Origin of the sequence: uncultured Algibacter sp. (assembly GCF_947495675.1) — a bacterium.
Taxonomy (GTDB): Bacteria; Bacteroidota; Bacteroidia; order Flavobacteriales; family Flavobacteriaceae; genus Algibacter_B.
On the sequence record NZ_CANLZX010000022.1, the window covers coordinates 28,509 to 45,640 of the forward strand.

The 17,132-nt window shown below is 30.9% G+C and carries 17 protein-coding genes; 8 read left to right on the forward strand and 9 right to left on the reverse strand.

The window, feature by feature from the left end; genetic code table 11:
* Positions 1 to 41: 41 nt before the first annotated feature.
* Genes Q0842_RS14125 through mraZ form a run of 3 tightly spaced genes read right to left on the reverse strand, consistent with a single transcriptional unit; the run spans position 42 to position 1,713 of the window.
* The gene (locus tag Q0842_RS14125; protein WP_298499487.1) at positions 42 to 359 is read right to left on the reverse strand and encodes an FtsL-like putative cell division protein; all 318 of its coding nucleotides are present in this window, start codon (positions 357 to 359) and stop codon (positions 42 to 44) included.
* Positions 360 to 1,268 carry a 16S rRNA (cytosine(1402)-N(4))-methyltransferase RsmH gene (gene rsmH / locus Q0842_RS14130; protein ID WP_298499490.1) on the reverse strand — a complete coding sequence of 303 codons (909 nt, stop codon included), beginning with the start codon at positions 1,266 to 1,268 and terminating at the stop codon, positions 360 to 362.
* Complete coding sequence (mraZ, locus tag Q0842_RS14135; RefSeq protein WP_298499492.1) at positions 1,243 to 1,713, reverse strand: division/cell wall cluster transcriptional repressor MraZ; 471 nt, start codon at positions 1,711 to 1,713, stop codon at positions 1,243 to 1,245. Before mraZ ends, rsmH begins: the two co-directional genes overlap by 26 nt.
* A gap of 327 nt (positions 1,714 to 2,040) precedes the next feature.
* Between mraZ and Q0842_RS14140 the strand changes: the two genes are divergently transcribed.
* The 3 genes from Q0842_RS14140 to yiaK all read left to right on the forward strand — a co-directional run bounded on the left by Q0842_RS14140 (position 2,041) and on the right by yiaK (position 4,539).
* Positions 2,041 to 2,805, forward strand: a complete 765-nt coding sequence (locus tag Q0842_RS14140; RefSeq protein ID WP_298499555.1) for an alpha/beta hydrolase — start codon at positions 2,041 to 2,043, stop codon at positions 2,803 to 2,805.
* A 72-nt stretch (positions 2,806 to 2,877) separates the two neighbouring features.
* Entirely contained in the window at positions 2,878 to 3,483 is a 606-nt protein-coding gene (gene yihA / locus Q0842_RS14145; protein ID WP_298499495.1) for a ribosome biogenesis GTP-binding protein YihA/YsxC, read from the forward strand.
* Between the two features lie 48 nt (positions 3,484 to 3,531).
* Complete coding sequence (gene yiaK / locus Q0842_RS14150) at positions 3,532 to 4,539, forward strand: 3-dehydro-L-gulonate 2-dehydrogenase (RefSeq protein ID WP_298499498.1); 1,008 nt, start codon at positions 3,532 to 3,534, stop codon at positions 4,537 to 4,539.
* Positions 4,540 to 4,552: 13 nt separating this feature from the next.
* Here yiaK and Q0842_RS14155 read toward each other — a convergent pair whose 3' ends face one another.
* On the reverse strand, positions 4,553 to 5,647 hold the full coding sequence (locus Q0842_RS14155) for an ABC transporter permease (protein ID WP_298499500.1): 1,095 nt from the start codon (positions 5,645 to 5,647) through the stop codon (positions 4,553 to 4,555).
* A 16-nt stretch (positions 5,648 to 5,663) separates the two neighbouring features.
* Positions 5,664 to 7,799, reverse strand: a complete 2,136-nt coding sequence (locus Q0842_RS14160; RefSeq protein WP_298499558.1) for a carboxy terminal-processing peptidase — start codon at positions 7,797 to 7,799, stop codon at positions 5,664 to 5,666.
* Between the two features lie 176 nt (positions 7,800 to 7,975).
* On the opposite strand from Q0842_RS14160, the gene surE reads away from it, so the two are divergent.
* The 5 genes from surE to Q0842_RS14185 are packed head-to-tail and all read left to right on the forward strand — an operon-like array spanning position 7,976 to position 12,766.
* On the forward strand, positions 7,976 to 8,746 hold the full coding sequence (surE, locus tag Q0842_RS14165; RefSeq protein ID WP_298499501.1) for a 5'/3'-nucleotidase SurE: 771 nt from the start codon (positions 7,976 to 7,978) through the stop codon (positions 8,744 to 8,746).
* Between the two features lie 23 nt (positions 8,747 to 8,769).
* A complete protein-coding gene (locus tag Q0842_RS14170; RefSeq protein ID WP_298499503.1) occupies positions 8,770 to 9,051 on the forward strand; it encodes a hypothetical protein in 282 nt (93 codons plus the stop codon).
* The gene (gene lpxB, locus Q0842_RS14175; protein WP_298499505.1) at positions 9,052 to 10,164 is read left to right on the forward strand and encodes a lipid-A-disaccharide synthase; all 1,113 of its coding nucleotides are present in this window, start codon (positions 9,052 to 9,054) and stop codon (positions 10,162 to 10,164) included.
* Between the two features lie 8 nt (positions 10,165 to 10,172).
* Complete coding sequence (locus Q0842_RS14180; RefSeq protein WP_298499506.1) at positions 10,173 to 10,703, forward strand: C40 family peptidase; 531 nt, start codon at positions 10,173 to 10,175, stop codon at positions 10,701 to 10,703.
* Positions 10,704 to 10,726: 23 nt separating this feature from the next.
* Positions 10,727 to 12,766: a ComEC/Rec2 family competence protein gene (locus tag Q0842_RS14185; RefSeq protein WP_298499508.1), complete on the forward strand. Its 2,040-nt coding sequence runs from the start codon at positions 10,727 to 10,729 to the stop codon at positions 12,764 to 12,766.
* A gap of 10 nt (positions 12,767 to 12,776) precedes the next feature.
* Here the strand turns inward: Q0842_RS14185 and Q0842_RS14190 are convergent, their stop codons facing one another.
* The 4 genes from Q0842_RS14190 to Q0842_RS14205 all read right to left on the reverse strand — a co-directional run bounded on the left by Q0842_RS14190 (position 12,777) and on the right by Q0842_RS14205 (position 17,130).
* Positions 12,777 to 13,241 (reverse strand): thioredoxin family protein, encoded by a 465-nt coding sequence (locus Q0842_RS14190; RefSeq protein ID WP_298499510.1) that lies wholly within the window; start codon positions 13,239 to 13,241, stop codon positions 12,777 to 12,779.
* Between the two features lie 18 nt (positions 13,242 to 13,259).
* A complete protein-coding gene (locus Q0842_RS14195; protein ID WP_298499512.1) occupies positions 13,260 to 13,808 on the reverse strand; it encodes a thioredoxin fold domain-containing protein in 549 nt (182 codons plus the stop codon).
* An 87-nt stretch (positions 13,809 to 13,895) separates the two neighbouring features.
* Complete coding sequence (locus Q0842_RS14200; RefSeq protein WP_298499515.1) at positions 13,896 to 15,680, reverse strand: peptide MFS transporter; 1,785 nt, start codon at positions 15,678 to 15,680, stop codon at positions 13,896 to 13,898.
* Between the two features lie 58 nt (positions 15,681 to 15,738).
* Positions 15,739 to 17,130, reverse strand: coding sequence for a peptide MFS transporter (locus tag Q0842_RS14205; RefSeq protein WP_298499517.1), 1,392 nt, complete (start codon positions 17,128 to 17,130; stop codon positions 15,739 to 15,741).
* Positions 17,131 to 17,132 lie beyond the last annotated feature (2 nt).

Consider the following 17,132-nt stretch of genomic DNA (forward strand, 5'->3'; position numbering starts at 1 on the left):
GGTTTAATATGTTTTTCTCGTTTACTGCCAAGGTTACTTTATCAATTTTGTGATTTTACTTTTATTTTCTTTGGCGGAATTATTGAGGGCGCCAACCCTTTATCTTTCATTACTGTTATAACATTCGACTCCATTTTGAGCTTCATAAGCTTAGACCGTCCATCAACAAATGCGGATCGCATTTCTTTCACCTCATTTTTTAATCGTGCAATTTCATATACTTTTTTATCTGCACTATGCGAACTTGCAATCATAATTATAGCAAGTCCTGAAATGAATAAGATTAATCGCCAGTTCCTAAACGAATCATCACTAACTAAAAAAGTCCCCTTTAATATGTTATAGATATTTTTTTTCATTTATAATTTTTCAGCAATTCGAAGCTTTGCACTTCTTGCCCTATTGTTTATTTTAATTTCTTCTTTAGAAGGAACAATTAATCCGTTTATTTTTTTTAGCGGCACTTCATAATTACCAAACACATCTCGTTCAGGCTCTCCTTCAAACATACCGTTTCTTATAAACCTCTTTACCAACCTATCTTCGAGAGAGTGATAGGATATAAAACTTAAACGACCGCCAACTTTTAACACTTCTGGAGTTTGCATTAAAAACTCCTTTAAAACCTCAATTTCTTGGTTGACCTCAATTCTTATTGCTTGATATATTTGAGCTAATACCTTATTTTCATGACGTGGTGGCAAAAATTTTCTTAACACGGTTTTTAATTGTTTGCTTGTAATAATTGGTTCATTTTTTCTAAACTCAACAATTAATCTTGCCATTGCTGGCGCTGCACGCAACTCACCATACTGCAAAAACACTTGTTTTAACTTTTCTTCTTCATACTCATTAACCACATGAAAAGCAGACAACTCATTTTCTTGATTCATTCGCATATCTAAATCTGCTTCAAAACGTGTTGAAAATCCACGCTTAGCAACATCAAACTGATGTGATGATACGCCAAAATCTGCAAGTATTCCATCAACTTGTTTTACACCATGAAATCTTAAAAAGCGTTTAACATATCTAAAATTCTCATGAATTAACGTAAACCTATCATCATCAATTGAATTCTTAAGAGCATCTTGATCTTGATCAAAAGCAAAAAGCCTCCCCTTTTCACCAAGACGACTTAATATTTCTTTGCTGTGACCTCCACCTCCAAAAGTAACATCCACATATATTCCATCTGGCTTTATATCCAAACCATCAACGGTTTCTTTAAGAAGTACAGGGTTATGATATTCCATGGTCGTCATCATCTTGTCCCATTACCTCTTCAGCTAAATCTGCAAAATCAACAGATGCATCATCAATAGCTTGTTCGTATAAATCTTTATCCCAAATCTCAATAATATTAATTGCTGAAGCCACTACAATATTTTTTGAAATATCTGCAAAAACCGTTAAGTCTTTTGGTATTAATAATCTACCATTCACATCGACTTCAACCATCTTAGCACCAGCTGTAAACCTTCTAATAAAATCGTTATTTTTCTTTTTAAACTTATTAAGTTTATTCATTTTCTGCATTAACACTTGCCATTCTCCTATTGGGTAAAGCTCTAGGCATTTTTGAAACACAGAACGACGTATCACAAAACCATCCTGCAAAATTGCAGAAAGCTGCTTTTTGATTGCTGCTGGCATCATTAATCTGCCTTTCACATCAACTTTACAATCGTATGTCCCTGTAATTAAATCCAAAGTGGTTTGCTGACTTATAAACGTTTAAGTGTCAAATATATTGAAAATTATCCCACATTATACCACTATATACCACTTTGTTAATAAATTTTTGTTTAAATATGTTTTTAAACCGATATAAGAATTGTAAAACCTACATTATTAGTAGCTCAATTAAAATGTTAACCTATAATATTTGAATAAGTAGATTGTTAATATGTCTTTTTGATTTTTTGGAAAATTTGACGTATTATTTTGTTGTGTTTTTTGCTTGAAATCAATTATTATAGTGGAAATATGAATGAAATAACTATATTTGTTTTCAACGAATGAATGACTAACCGATTGATGACGCATCGCTTAAAAAAAGAAGAAAAATTTAGCTATATTGAAGCTGGAGAAGGCACACCTATAATTGTATTACATGGCCTTATGGGTGGTTTAAGTAACTTTGATGCTGTAACAGATTATTTTAGCACAAGAGGCTATAAAATACTTATTCCAGAGTTACCTCTTTACCATTTGTCCTTAATAAAGACTAATGTTAAGAATTTCGCAAAATACTTGCATGATTTTATTGAATTTAAAGGCTTTAAAGAAGTTATTTTACTAGGAAATTCTTTAGGTGGTCATATTGGATTATACCATACAAAACTTTATCCAGAAAGCGTAAAAGCATTAATTATAACTGGAAGCTCTGGGTTATATGAAAACGCAATGGGTGGTGGCTACACAAAACGTAGTGACTATGAAGTTATTAAAAAGAAAGCACAAGATGTTTTTTACGACCCTGCTGTTGCTACAAAAGAGATTGTAGATGAAGTTTACGAAACAGTTAACGACCGTAATAAGCTTATAAAAACATTAGCAATTGCAAAAAGTGCAATAAGACATAACATGTCTAAAGACTTGCCTACTTTAAATATACCAACGTGTATTATTTGGGGGAAAAACGACAATGTTACACCTCCTGAAGTTGCAGAAGAGTTTAACCAGTTATTACCAGATTCTGAATTATTTTGGATTGATAAATGTGGTCATGCTGCTATGATGGAGCATCCAGAAAAATTCAATGAAATACTTGATACTTGGCTTAAGAAAAGAGATTTTTAAAAGCCATTTAATATTATTTAAAAATTCAATTAATACATTTCTCTTCTTCAAGAGAATAAAAAATATTCTACTTTGAAAATTAAGTCTGCCGAATTTGTTGTTAGCAACTCTAATGTTGAAAAATGCCCTAAAAGCAGATTGCCTGAATATGCCTTTATTGGCAGAAGTAACGTTGGTAAATCTTCATTAATTAATATGCTTACCAGCAGAAAAAGTTTAGCCAAAACATCTGGAAGACCAGGAAAAACACAATTAATTAATCATTTTTTAATTAATAAAAATTGGCACCTAGTAGATTTACCTGGTTATGGTTATGCTCGCGTTTCAAAAAGTGCTAAAAAAGTGTTCCAAAAGTTTATAACACAGTATTTTGCCTTTCGCGAACAACTAGTCACTGCTTTTGTACTTGTAGATATAAGACACGAACCTCAACCCATAGATTTAGAGTTTATGCAATGGTTGGGTGAAAATGGCATTCCGTTTTCTATCATATTTACCAAAGCTGATAAACTTAGACCTAAAGCTATTGAAAATCATATTGAAGTTTATAAAAATATTATGTTGGAAACTTGGGAAGAAGTTCCTAATTATTTTATCACCTCATCATCTAAAGATATTGGGAAAGAAGACGTATTAGAATATATTGATGGTTTAAATGAAAACTTTATTTCAAATTAATTTTTTTCGTCCAACCTATTTACTATCGTTTAAAAAATGATGAAAAACATGAAAAATATATGTATTTCAAAAAACGACATGGAAAGCACGCTTTTCAAAATTTTCATCAAATATAATTTCACTAAAGAAAAAGCAAAATTATTATCAGAAGTTTTTACTGAAAATTCACTTTCTGGTGTAACTTCTCATGGTATAAATCGCGTACCTCTTTTTATAGATTACATAAAAAAAAACTTAGTTAACAAAAATGCCGAAGCTAAAAAAGCAGAAGCCCTAGGAAGTATTGAACGCTGGGATGGCAATAATGGACCAGGTATATTAAACGCTATAACATGCACTAATCGCGCAGTTGAATTATCCAAAACACACGGAATTGGCCTAGTAGCTTTAAGAAACACGAACCATTGGATGAGGGGCGGATATTATGGTTGGCAAGCTGCAGCACAAGATTGTATTTCAATTCTTTTTACAAATACAAAACCTAATATGCCTGCTTGGGGAGGACAGGATTTAAAATTAGGAAACAATCCATTTATTATTTCAATTCCTAGAAAAGAAGGACATATTGTATTAGATATGGCTATTTCACAATTTTCTTTTGGAAAAATAAATGACTACAAATTAAAAGGAGAAAATTTACCTTTTGATGGCGGATGGGATAATAACGGAAATCTAACTAATAACCCAGAACAGATTTTAGAAAGCGAAAAAAGTTTACCTATTGGTTATTGGAAAGGATCTGCACTTGCTATGGTATTAGATATGTTAGCAACAATTTTATCAGCCGGAAACTCCACATATAAAATAGGTTTAGATGAATATGAATCTGGTGTTTCACAAATATTTATTTGCATAAACCAGACTGCATTTAGAGATTCAAACTTACAAGAAAAGCTTTTAAAAGAAATTATAGATTTCACTCACCAAACAACACATACCAAACCTGGAGAAAAAACATATTATCCAGGAGAACGTAGCTTAAAAACGAGAACAGAAAACTTAAAAAATGGAATTTGTGTAAACCAAAGTATTTGGCAAAAAGTTCTAGAGCTATAACAAGAAAAACTTATTAACTCTTCACATCCAGAGCATCACGCAAAGCATTTCCAATTAACATAAACGCCATTACCAAACTCATAATACAAAGCCCCGGTATAATAGCTAAATAAGGTTTACCTAAAATTATATAATTGTAATGATCTTTAATCATCGCACCCCAACTTGCCATTGGAGGTTGCGCACCTATGCCCAAAAAACTTAAACCACTTTCTATTAAAATGGCTCCAGCAAAATTAGCTGCAGATATTACAATTACAGGTGCCATAATATTTGGCAAAATATGTTTACTAATAATTCTTAAATCGTTATAACCTAGAGCTCGTGCCGCAGTAACATATTGCATTTCTTTGGCGCTAATTATTTGACCGCGCACAACTCTAGCAACCTCGACCCACATGGTTAGACCTACGGCTATAAACACTTGCCAAAACCCTTTACCTAATGCTAAAGTAATTGCAATAACTAATAATAATGTTGGTATAGACCATGTTACATTTATAATCCACATGATTATTGCATCAATTTTTCCTCCAAAATAACCAGCTATGCTCCCCATAAAAACACCTATTAACAATGATATAAGAACCGCGACAAAACCTATAAAAAAAGAAATTCTAGCACCAACTAAAATACGACTTAACAAATCGCGCCCATATTTATCTGTTCCAAAAACGAAGCTTTTCTCTATTATAAAATTTTCAAGTGAATTATCTGGGAACACACTAAGCTTTATTGTTTTTTCTGCTCCTTCTAAACCATCAGTTGCATATTCTTTATAAACTAAAACATCGTCTTTAATATTATATTCTGAAATTGGGATTTCTGAATCTGTGTTTTTTTTTCCAAAAAATATTTTATCAATAAAACTTTGCTTAACTTTAATTTTGGATGGAATGGTAAGCATATCTACTTTAAAACCAGGTTTTTCAGAATGTATTGCCAAATGCATTTGGTTTGCATATTGGGAATCGTCGGGTGCAAAAACATATGCAAATACAGAAACTAAACCTACGAAAACAATGAAGTAAAAACTGAAAACGCCCCAAAAGTTCTTTTTAAACTTTTGGAGCGCTAATTGTTTAAGTGAGTTTGATTTATGACTCATTAATACTTTTTATAATTTAGTTTTGTACGGTCGCTACTTTTTTAATCGGATAAGATGTTTTTAAATCCTCTAACACATTAAGTGCTTCTTCAACATAAACATCCTTACTCAAGCTAACATGCCAACGCTCACGCTTTTCTTTCAAATCTGTTGTATCTTGAGCTATTAAAGCTTTTTCAAAACCATGAGATTCAAAAGTTAAATTTGTTGTATAGTTAGAAATTGCTTCGAATTTTTTAGATTCTAATTCATTAGCTTCTAATTGGTCTTTGTAAGTTTTATAATTTAAAGAATATACTGTTTCATCAATTTTACTCTTCACCCATTTAGCATTCTCTTCTATCAGTTTTAATTGCTGATTAGTACTCATACGCTTTTTACTATTTTCAACTGTAGCTTCGTAATCAAAATAATGTTCCCATGGTGTGTATTGTGCAGCATCAATTTCATCATATGGTAATGGATTGTCTTTATCTTTCTCACCAACATCAATAAAACTAAATCTCCCCGGCACATTAACATCACTTTTAACTCCTTCTAATTGAACGGAACCTCCATTAATTCTATAATATTTTTGTCTGGTAAGAGCTAATGCACCTAAATCGCCACTTGTATTATTTCTTAACATGTTATTTAAATCAATAACATTTTGAACAGTACCTTTCCCGTATGTTTGTTTACCTCCAATAATAATGGCTCGTTTGTAATCTTGCATAGCTGCTGCCATGATTTCTGAGGCTGAAGCCGAAATTTCATTAACCAGAATTACTAATGGCCCATCCCAAGAAATAGATTTATCTCTGTCTTTTAACACCTCTTTAGGTTGATCTGTGGAACGCACTTGAACAACTGGTCCTTCTTTAATAAACAATCCAGCCATATCTACTACAGCAGGTAAAGACCCACCTCCGTTATTACGCAAATCGAGAACTAAACCTTCAATTCCGTCTTCTTTTAATCGCTCAATCTCATGCTTTACATCTTTTGCAGCATTAATATTTTTATAATCTTGAAAATCTACATAAAACGCTGGTAAGTTAATAATACCAAATTTTTTATTATCCTTTTCAACTATTGAAGATTTTGCATAAGTCTCAACTAATTCAACAACATCTCTTACAATCTCAATATCTTTTACAGTACCGTCAACTTTTTTAATGGTTAACGTTACTTTGGTTCCTTTTGGTCCTTTTATATATTTTATAGCGTCGTTAATACGCATACCAACAATATCCACAGGAAACTCTTCATCTTCTTGTTTTACTTTAAGAATTACATCTTCTACTTCTAATTCATTACTTCTCCATGCTGGACCACCAGAAATTAATTCAACAATTTTTATATAATCCATTCTTTTTTGAAGCCTTGCCCCAATACCTTCTAATTTACCAGACATTCTTTGGTCAAAATCTTCTTTACCCTTAGGTGCTAGATAATATGTATGTGGATCGAATTCTTCAACAATAGTATTCACGTAAACAGCAAACCAATCTTCGCGTCTTTGATCATCTATATAATCTTCAAAATAAATATTAATTGATTTTAATGTGGCTTCTCTTGCTTCTTTTTCTATTTGAGCCTCAGATTTTAAAACATAATCAGGATTTTTTTCCTTAGTTCTTTTTTCTTCTTCTATTATATCATCATAATTGGATAGTGTAGAAAACTTCAATTGTTTTCTCCAACGGTCTTTCATTTCTCTTTTATTTTTAACAAACGAGCTATTCTCATAGTTTGTCTCAAATTCTTCGTCGATAGTGTAATCGAAAGGTTCTGACAATACTTCTTTGTATATGGCTTTAACTTCCTCAATTCGTTTTAGCATGCGCTCATTTACTACATTAAAGAATGTAATATCTGTTGCTTTAAGTTGATCATCAATAGTTAGTTTATATTTCTCAAAATCCTTATAATCAGACTCATAGAAATAGCGTTTTACTGGATCTACAATTTCAATATAATCTGAAAATAATTCCTCAGAAAAAGCATCATCAAAAGCTATTGGATCAAAATGTCCTTGTTCTAAAACAAAAGTAATTATCTGGATTAATAATTTATCTTTATCTGGGTTACTGAATTTTTTTGACGTAAAACTACAAGATGCAAAGGCTAGCACTAGTAATAATGAGAGTACTTTAAAATTTCTTTTCATAATATTCTTCATGAGTTAATCTTTTTTGCTTCTGGAAAGCACAGCATATTTTTCACTAAAATAAAGAAAAAACCATGCCAATTCTGCGAATTGCTACTAATTTTTTGTTAAAGGAAAGAAATTGGAGGTTTACTAACGAAATTATGTATTTTAGCAATGAATTTTTATTTGCAATAATGAGCAAAAAGCCTCTTATACTAGTTACTAATGATGATGGCATAAACGCCCCAGGCATTAGAGCTTTAATTTCTGTTATGATTTCTCTTGGCGATGTACTTGTGGTCGCTCCAGACAGCCCACAAAGCGGCATGGGGCATGCCATTACTTTAAATTCTACCTTATATACAGAAGAAGTTAATTTTGACAAAGGGCCTCAAAAAGAATTTAGCTGTTCTGGGACACCTGCAGATTGTGTAAAACTGGCTATAAGAGAATTATCAGATAGAACTCCAGACCTGTGTGTTTCTGGAATCAATCACGGATCTAACGCTTCAATAAATGTTATTTATTCAGGCACTATGAGCGCAGCTATCGAAGCTGGAATTGAAGGTATACCCGCCATTGGATTCTCATTATTAGATTACAGTTGGGATGCTAATTTTGAAGCATCTAAACCTTTTGTAAAGTCAATTACAGAACAGGTATTAGAGCAAGGCTTACCAAATGGTATTGTTTTGAATGTTAACATTCCTAACATTACTGAACAAGACATAAAAGGCATTAAAGTTTGTAGACAAGCAAAGGCAAATTGGGTTGAAGAGTTTGACAAACGTAAAACGCCACAAGGAAAAGATTACTATTGGCTTACAGGTAAATTTGTTAATTTAGATGGTGGTGAAGATACTGATGAATGGGCGCTTGAAAATGGCTACATATCAATAGTTCCCTCACAATTTGACTTAACTGCACACCATTTTATAAAAGATCTAAATAGCTGGAAATTATAATTACTGAAACACATTAAATATAAATGAAAAAAGACATTTTTATAGGTATGTTTGTTGGATTAATAGCCAATGCCATAGGTTTATTTTTAGCTGCTAATTTATTAGGTAAGGGCGATGATTTTACTTTAGTTATCAAAGCTGCTGCAGAAGAAGGCTTTCTAGGAAAACTTATTAGTTTAGGCGCTATTCTTAACCTTATTGCTTTTTTTATTTTTATAAGAAAGAAACAAGATTACAAAGCAAGAGGTGTTTTATTAATTACTGTTTTTATTGCTGTTTTTACTTTTGTATTTAAACTCTTCTAAATGAAGTACTATATAGTAGCAGGAGAAGCTTCGGGCGATTTACATGGTTCAAACCTCATGAAGGCATTGCAAAAAGAAGATGCAAATGCTAATATTAGGTTTTGGGGTGGCGATCTCATGCAAGCTACTGGAGGTACTTTAGTGAAACACTATAAAGAGCGTGCTTTTATGGGTTTTATTGAAGTAATAATGAATCTTAATAAAATATTTAAAGATATTTCTTTTTGCAAAAATGATATTATAAGTTTCAAACCTGATGTTATTGTATTTATTGACAACTCTGGTTTTAATTTACGTATTGCAAAATGGGCAAAAGAACATGGTTTTAGAACAAACTATTATATATCACCACAAGTTTGGGCATCTAGAGCTAGTAGAGTAAAAGATATAAAGCGAGATATAGATAACATGTTTGTTATTCTGCCATTTGTAAAACCCTTTTATAAAAAACACGGTTATAATGTCACTTTTGTTGGGCACCCATTAATTGATGCTATTGCAAATAGAAAGCAAGTTGATGAATTTAAATTTAGAGAAACGCACCATTTAAGTAACAAACCCATTATTGCCTTATTACCTGGAAGCAGAAAACAAGAAATAACTAAAATGCTTTCTGTAATGCTTAGCTTAGTTGATAATTATCCAGATTATCAATTTGTTATAGCAGGAGCTCCCAGTCAGGATTACAGTTTTTATGAGTCTTTTATGAAGGCTAGTAATGTGAAATTTATATCTAATAAAACATATGATTTATTAAGTATTTCTACAGCAGCATTGGTTACATCTGGCACAGCAACTCTAGAAACCGCACTTTTTAAAGTACCACAAGTTGTTTGTTACAAAGGCAGTAATATTTCATACCAGATTGCAAAACGTATAATAACATTAAAGTTTATATCGTTAGTTAACTTAGTTATGGACAAAGAAGTTGTTACAGAACTTATTCAAAAAGAATTTAACAAAAAGCGATTAATGCAAGAATTAGATAAAATTCTTGACACAAAAAACCGCAAGAAGTTGTTTTTAGAATATTTTGAATTAGAAAAAAAATTAGGTGGTAAAGGGGCAAGTGAAAAAACTGCTAAATTAATTTATGAGTCCATTAAATCTTAACTTTTTAAATGTATAGAATTTTAATAATCCTTGTTTTAATTATAAGCTTTAGCAGTTGTAAATCATCTAAACGTGTCAAGAATAAAAATACTTCGTCGACAAGAATAACAACAAAAAAAAGGAAAAGCGAAAGCACTAACACTCCCACCAATTATACCAAAGCAGATTATATAATTGACTATGCAAAGCAATTTAAAGGTGTGCGTTATAAATGGGGAGGTACAACAAAGTACGGAATGGATTGCTCTGGTTTGGTTTATGAGTCTTTTAAATCTAACAATGTTTCATTACCAAGAATATCTAGAGACATGGCTAAAAAGGGCCATAAAATTCAACTTAAAAAAGTTATAAAAGGTGATTTATTATTTTTTAAAACAGGAAATAGAAGAAACTCTATAAACCATGTTGGTCTTATTATTGATATTAAAAATAATGATATTAAATTTATTCATGCTACAACTAGTAAAGGCGTTATCATATCTGGACTTAACGAAGCTTATTGGCTAAAAGCATTTCATGAGGCACGTAGAATTTTATAAGATATTTTATATCTTTAGAAAGTATGCGATTACTCAATTTCACTATAGTTAAATTAACGCTTTGCCTAGTGATAGGCATTATAATTGGGTATTTAACTCACATTTCAATTACAACATCTATATTATCAACAACAATACTATTGTTGACTCTGCTTGTAATGTATCTTATTGCAAAAAAACAATTTACCAAGTCCATTTGGTTTGGTTTAATTGCGTATTTAGCCATGATTTCTGTTGGTATTTTAACAACTAATATTCATAACCAAAAAAACTTCTCAAGTCATTATACTAAATTAATATCAACAGAAAATGATAGCTTAAACACTACGACATTTAGAGTTCGAGAAATTTTAAAACCCAGTAATTATTATGATAAATTTGTTGTTGATTTATTAGTTGTAAATGATAAAAATGTAACTGGAAAAACACTCCTAAATATTCAGAAAGACTCCTTAGAATCTTCTCTTAAAGTAGATGATATTTATATTATTAGAACTTCCTTTAAAGATTTAAAAAAACCATTAAATCCTAATCAATTTAATTATAAAAAATACTTAGAGAATAAATACATTTATCATCAACTTTTCACAACAAACAAATCATTATTAGCTATTGATACTAAAACTACAACTCTTTTGGGCATTGCTGATAATATTCGACAACATATCAATAAAAAACTAAAACCATTTCACTTTAAACCTGATGAACTTTCTATTATAAACGCCCTATTATTAGGCCAGCGTCAAGATATTAGTGAAGAAGTATATACCAGCTATACTAATGCAGGAGCAATACACATATTAGCGGTCTCTGGTTTACATGTAGGGATCATTTTAATAATATTAAGTATTATTTTAAAACCTTTAGAACACATTAAACATGGTAAGTTTATTAAAACCATTTTATTAGTTAGTATTCTATGGAGTTTTGCATTAATTGCTGGCTTATCTGCATCGGTTACTCGAGCTGTAACCATGTTTAGCATCGTAGCTATTGCTTTGAATCTTAAAAGACCAACAAACATATTTAATACACTAGCAATAAGCATGTTTATTATATTACTTATTAAACCATTATTTTTATTTGATGTTGGTTTTCAATTAAGCTACTTAGCAGTTTTTGCTATTGTTGCCATAGACCCTTTTCTATATAACCTCTGGGTACCAAAATATTGGATACCAAATAAACTTTGGCACACATTTACAATTACCGTTTCAGCTCAATTAGGAATTGTTCCTTTAAGTTTATTTTACTTCCACCAGTTTCCTGGTTTATTTTTTATATCTAATTTGATTATTATTCCATTTTTAGGAATTATTCTAGGCTTTGGTATTTTAATTATTTTATTAGCAGTTTTAAATTTATTACCACAATTTGGAGCCAATGTTTATGGGTGCATTATAAGTGCTATGAATAATTTTATTGAATGGGTTTCAAAACAAGAAGCTTTTTTATTTAGAGACATTTCTTTTAACCAAATACATATGGTAGTTTCATACTTGTTTATAATTTCTTTTTTTCGGCTTTTATTTAAAAGAAACTATCCTAACTTAAGGTTTTTTTTAATTAGTATAATAGTTATACAAAGTGCGTTTATAATAAATAAATTAAACAAACCTTTAAATGAATTTATTGTTTTTCATAAAAGCAGACATACCCTTTTAGGTAATACAACAAATAATAAAATTTTGATTGCAAGCGATTTTGATAGTATTACAAAATCAAAAAATAAAATAATTACTAATTATTCTGTTGCAAATGGCATTAGTACTATTGAAAATCAAACTATTTGGCCTATTTATCAATTAAAAGACAAATACCTTTTAGTAATAGATAGTTTAAGTATATATCATTTAAATACTTTTAAACCTGACTATGTTTTACTTAGACAATCACCAAAAATTAACTTAAATAGATTAATTGATTCTATAAGCCCTAAGCTAATTATAGCTGATGGAAGCAACTATTTATCATATATTAAGCATTGGGAAAATATATGCAAAAAAAGAAAACTCCCTTTTCACCAAACAAGTAAAAAGGGAGCTTATACTATAAATTATTAATTTTTTTAAATTACTTTTTGACAATATTATTAGCAACCTCTAGCCATTTACCAGCACCACCTCTAACATAACCTGTTTTACCTAGACTATTCAAATTCATTCTGCCATCTGGCATTTTTTGTGGATTCACAAAATGAACTGAAGGATAGCCTCTTACCTTAAATATACTCTGTAATTGTCTATTTTGAGCTTTTATAGTTTCGTCTTGTGGTGTTCTTCTAGGAAAGTCTAATTCAACTAAAACCAAATCATTAGACCACTTTTCGAAATCTGAAGTTTTAAAAACTTCATTTTGCAATTTAGTACACCAACCACACCAATCTGAACCAGTAAAAAATAGCATGACTTTTTTATTTTCTTTTATAGCGATTTCTAATGCTTTATTAACATCTGTATGCCATGTTAATCTTTCTTGCGAAAAACTATTTGCTGAAATCAAAACTCCTAAAAAGAGCGTTAATATTATCTTTTTCATTATTAATAATTTGAAAATTTAGCTTTTAAACTCTGGTTTAAAAGCTTTATAATATGTGTTAAACTTTTCTTGAGTATCAAGTATTTTATGATCGTCTTTTTTAAACATTTTCAAATAAAGTTCTATTTGTTCTGGTGTCTTATAACCTTTTAAAGGAAAAATACGATTAGCTTTCTCGTCTAAAAACATGATAGTTGGAAATGCTTGAATTTGAAAATAACGTGATAATTCATGAGGAGAATTTCTTCTATTAGCTAATTCTGGATTATAATTAGGATTTGTATATTTCTTACCATTATAACTTATTTCATCATTACCTTCGGCATTAAACTTTACAGCGTAGTAATGCTTATTTATATAATCGGCTACATTTTTATTTTGAAATGTATTTTTATCTAACATTTTACAAGGCCCACACCAATTAGTGTAAACATCCATCATGATTTTTTTAGGTGTTTTCTTTTGAAGCTCAACAGCTTCTTCTAGAGTTACCCAGTTTATTTGTTGAGCATGGGTATTAAAGCTTACAAAAGCTATAGCTAGTGTTAAAAATATTGTTTTTTTCATAATTAACTAAGTTGCAAAAGTTGTTCCGAACTTACAAAAAATGCTCCTAATTAGGAGCATTTTTAATATTATTTAATTTTTTTTCGATTAACGAACACCATGCATTAACTTTTTAAGTATTGGATTTAGCAGTATAGAAACTACTCCTACTCCTGCCGGAACCAAAGTAAATATTAAGAAAAACGTACTTAAAGAGTGTTCTTCTGAAATTTTATCAATCATCCCTCCCATGGTTCCTGCTGCTTTTTGGCCAATAGCTATTGCTAAATACCAAATACCAAACATAAAACCAATCATTCTTCCAGGAACCAGTTTACTTAAATAGGATAAACCAACTGGAGAAATACATAATTCCCCCATGGTATGAAACAAATATGCAAGAATTAAAAATATCATACTCACAGATGCCGATTTAGCACCTTGAGGTATTCCCATAGTACCAAATACTAAAATACCAAAACCTAAACCAAGAAGAATTAAACCAATACCGTATTTCATTGCTACACTTGGATTGTATTTACTCTCCCACCATCTAGAAAATAAAGGTGCTAAGGTTATTATAAAGAATGAATTTAAAATACCAAACCATGAAGCGCCTACCTCGGTAGTTTCCTTACTAAATTCGTTATTAATTTTATAATATACTACATACCATAAAAAGGCAAAAGTAGCACCAAGTACAATATTTGAATAGGGTATTTTTGAGAATGTTTTTTTAAATAACAAATAAAGTACCCAAGTAATGATTGCTAAAGGTACAATAGTAAGTACAGTATCAATAATTTTAAAGATTAATGCTGAATTCCCTGTTAATGCTCTTGCTGTATAATCTCTTGCAAATAAAGTCATAGAACCCAATGACTGCTCGAAGGCGCCAAAGAAAAACACCGTAAAAATTCCAAAAATGGCAACGGCAATAATTTTATCTCTTATAATAGGATTATATCTAGACATTCTAGAAATAATTAAATATAAAAATAGAACTAAAGCTATAAGAATAGTTGCGTTAGAACCATCTAACCCTCCCAAGCTAAAAGGGAGTAAATTAATATTACCTATTTTAGATATAGGATCGTTAAACAGGTATAACAAACCTCCTATAGCCGATAAAACAATTAGAACTTTATCTAAAGTTGTAAAAGGATTTAATTTTTCTTCTTCTAGTTTTTCAATAGTTTTGATAGGTTTGTCTTCATTTAAATCTTGAGGAATTTCTACTTCATGAATTTTTGAAGGACGCTCACCTATTTGTCCAAATAAATCTTTTGCCAACCAAAACTGTATTAAACCTCCAAGCATGAATATTCCAGCTAAGCCAAAACCATAACTCCATCCAATATTTTCGGCTAAATAACCACAAAGCATCATTCCAAAAAAAGCACCTGCATTAACACCCATGTAAAATATGGTATAGGCACCATCTTTTTTTGATTCTTTACCTTTGTACATTTCAGATATCATAGAGGTCATGTTTGGCTTAAAAAAACCAGTACCAATTACCAATAATGCTAAACCTAAGTATAAAGACCAAGTTGTTTCGAAAACCATTGCTACATGCCCCAGCATCATAATAAAACAGCCTATAATTACTGCCCACTTATAACCAGTAATTTTATCGGCTAACCACCCTCCAACAATAGGAGTTAAATATAAAAGTGACGAATAGGTACCTATTAAAGCTAATGCATTTTCTCGAGACCATTCCCACCCTGGGTTATCACTTAAATAGGGCGCCGTTAAAAACAATACTAAGAGTATTTTCATACCATAAAATGAAAAACGTTCCCACATTTCTGTAAAAAACATTACAAAAAGCCCGGCAGGATGCCCTATAACTTTATCATTAAAAAGGTTTTCAATATCTGTATTCATAAAAAGAAAAATTAATGGTTAATATAGAAAAAACCCTCTAATTGAGGGTTTATATAATTTAATTATCTGCTAATTCAAAGCCTTCGGCTTCTTTAGTACTAAAGTCAACTTCGTTATCTTCAGCACCATGCGTTAGTGCTTTTAATTTCTTAAGAAAAATAGCCACCAATAATGCGAATATGATACAAAAAATAGCTATTCCGGTAAAAACTTTAAATTCACCAAAAACAGACGAAGATTCTCCTAACAACCCAGCAGCTTTATTTCCTAATCCAGTTGTAGCAAAATAAATACCCATCATTATAGAAGCATATTTTGCAGGTGCTAGTTTTGTAACAAACGAAAGCGAAACTGGAGACAAACATAATTCTCCAACAGTATGAAATAAATATGCTAAAACAAGCCAAATCATCATCGAGCTTCCAGTATTATCATACTCTGTAGCTGCTGCAGACATAAATAGAAAACCAACACCAACTAATCCTAAACCAATTATCATTTTAAATAATGATGAAGCTTCAGAACCTTTTAATTTTCTTTTGGCCCAAAATGCAGCTATGCCAACCCCAAGAGTGATAATAAAAAATGAGTTTAATGACTGAAACCATGTTGCAGGTACTTGCCAGCCCAATAACATTCTCTGTGTTTTTTCTCTGGCATAAATATTCATTAAACCTCCTGCTTGCTCAAATGCAGCAAAAAAAGCTATGATTAACAAAAAAGAAATAAGCAAAACAATAACTCTATCTTTTTCAATTTTAGTAAGTGGTTTTTTGTAAGCTTCTTGGTCTTCTAATTTCTCAGATTTACCTAAATAATTACCAACATGAACAAGATATTTTTGACCTGCAAGAAATTGAATTAATCCTAAAACCATTAATATTCCTGCTAATCCAAATCCGTAATGCCAACCATGTACTTCTCCTACATAACCAACAACTATTCCTGATAAGAAGGCTCCAACATTAATACCAATATAAAAAATTGTGAACCCTTTATCTCTTCGTATATCTCCTTTTTTATATAGTCCTCCTACCATTGTAGAAATGTTAGGTTTTAAACACCCAACACCAAGTATAATAAAAACAAGACCTGTATAAAAAGCCCACATAGCTTCAATAGCTAATATACTATGACCAATAACTAAAAGTACAGCCCCTAGAATTACTGATTTTTTTTGCCCCAGAAACTTGTCGGCTAAAATACCTCCAGGTATAGACATTATATAAACTAACGCAGTATACCAACCATAAAGAGATAAAGCTTCAACTTGAGTCCAACCAACACCTGGATTTATATCTGTAGTTTTAGAGGTTAAGTAAAGAACTAAAAGTGCTCTCATTCCGTAATAAGAAAAACGCTCCCACATTTCAGTAAAAAAGAGAACATAAAGTCCAACTGGATGCCCAAAAAGTTCTTTTTGATGTGGTTGTATTGCGGTAGTTGCCATAT

Excerpts from the sequence above, each read along its gene's own strand:
- Q0842_RS14195 (WP_298499512.1), bottom strand. The coding sequence starts at position 13,808 with ATGAAAAAAACAATATTTTTAACACTAGCTATAGCTTTTGTAAGCTTT.
- surE (WP_298499501.1), top strand. The coding sequence starts at position 7,976 with ATGAGCAAAAAGCCTCTTATACTAGTTACTAATGATGATGGCATAAAC.
- Q0842_RS14185 (WP_298499508.1), top strand. The coding sequence starts at position 10,727 with ATGCGATTACTCAATTTCACTATAGTTAAATTAACGCTTTGCCTAGTG.
- Q0842_RS14160 (WP_298499558.1), bottom strand. The coding sequence starts at position 7,799 with ATGAAAAGAAATTTTAAAGTACTCTCATTATTACTAGTGCTAGCCTTT.
- Q0842_RS14125 (WP_298499487.1), bottom strand. The coding sequence starts at position 359 with ATGAAAAAAAATATCTATAACATATTAAAGGGGACTTTTTTAGTTAGT.
- Q0842_RS14190 (WP_298499510.1), bottom strand. The coding sequence starts at position 13,241 with ATGAAAAAGATAATATTAACGCTCTTTTTAGGAGTTTTGATTTCAGCA.
- lpxB (WP_298499505.1), top strand. The coding sequence starts at position 9,052 with ATGAAGTACTATATAGTAGCAGGAGAAGCTTCGGGCGATTTACATGGT.
- Q0842_RS14205 (WP_298499517.1), bottom strand. The coding sequence starts at position 17,130 with ATGGCAACTACCGCAATACAACCACATCAAAAAGAACTTTTTGGGCAT.
- yiaK (WP_298499498.1), top strand. The coding sequence starts at position 3,532 with ATGAAAAATATATGTATTTCAAAAAACGACATGGAAAGCACGCTTTTC.
- Q0842_RS14170 (WP_298499503.1), top strand. The coding sequence starts at position 8,770 with ATGAAAAAAGACATTTTTATAGGTATGTTTGTTGGATTAATAGCCAAT.
- Q0842_RS14140 (WP_298499555.1), top strand. The coding sequence starts at position 2,041 with ATGACGCATCGCTTAAAAAAAGAAGAAAAATTTAGCTATATTGAAGCT.
- rsmH (WP_298499490.1), bottom strand. The coding sequence starts at position 1,268 with ATGATGACGACCATGGAATATCATAACCCTGTACTTCTTAAAGAAACC.
- Q0842_RS14180 (WP_298499506.1), top strand. The coding sequence starts at position 10,173 with ATGTATAGAATTTTAATAATCCTTGTTTTAATTATAAGCTTTAGCAGT.
- Q0842_RS14200 (WP_298499515.1), bottom strand. The coding sequence starts at position 15,680 with ATGAATACAGATATTGAAAACCTTTTTAATGATAAAGTTATAGGGCAT.
- Q0842_RS14155 (WP_298499500.1), bottom strand. The coding sequence starts at position 5,647 with ATGAGTCATAAATCAAACTCACTTAAACAATTAGCGCTCCAAAAGTTT.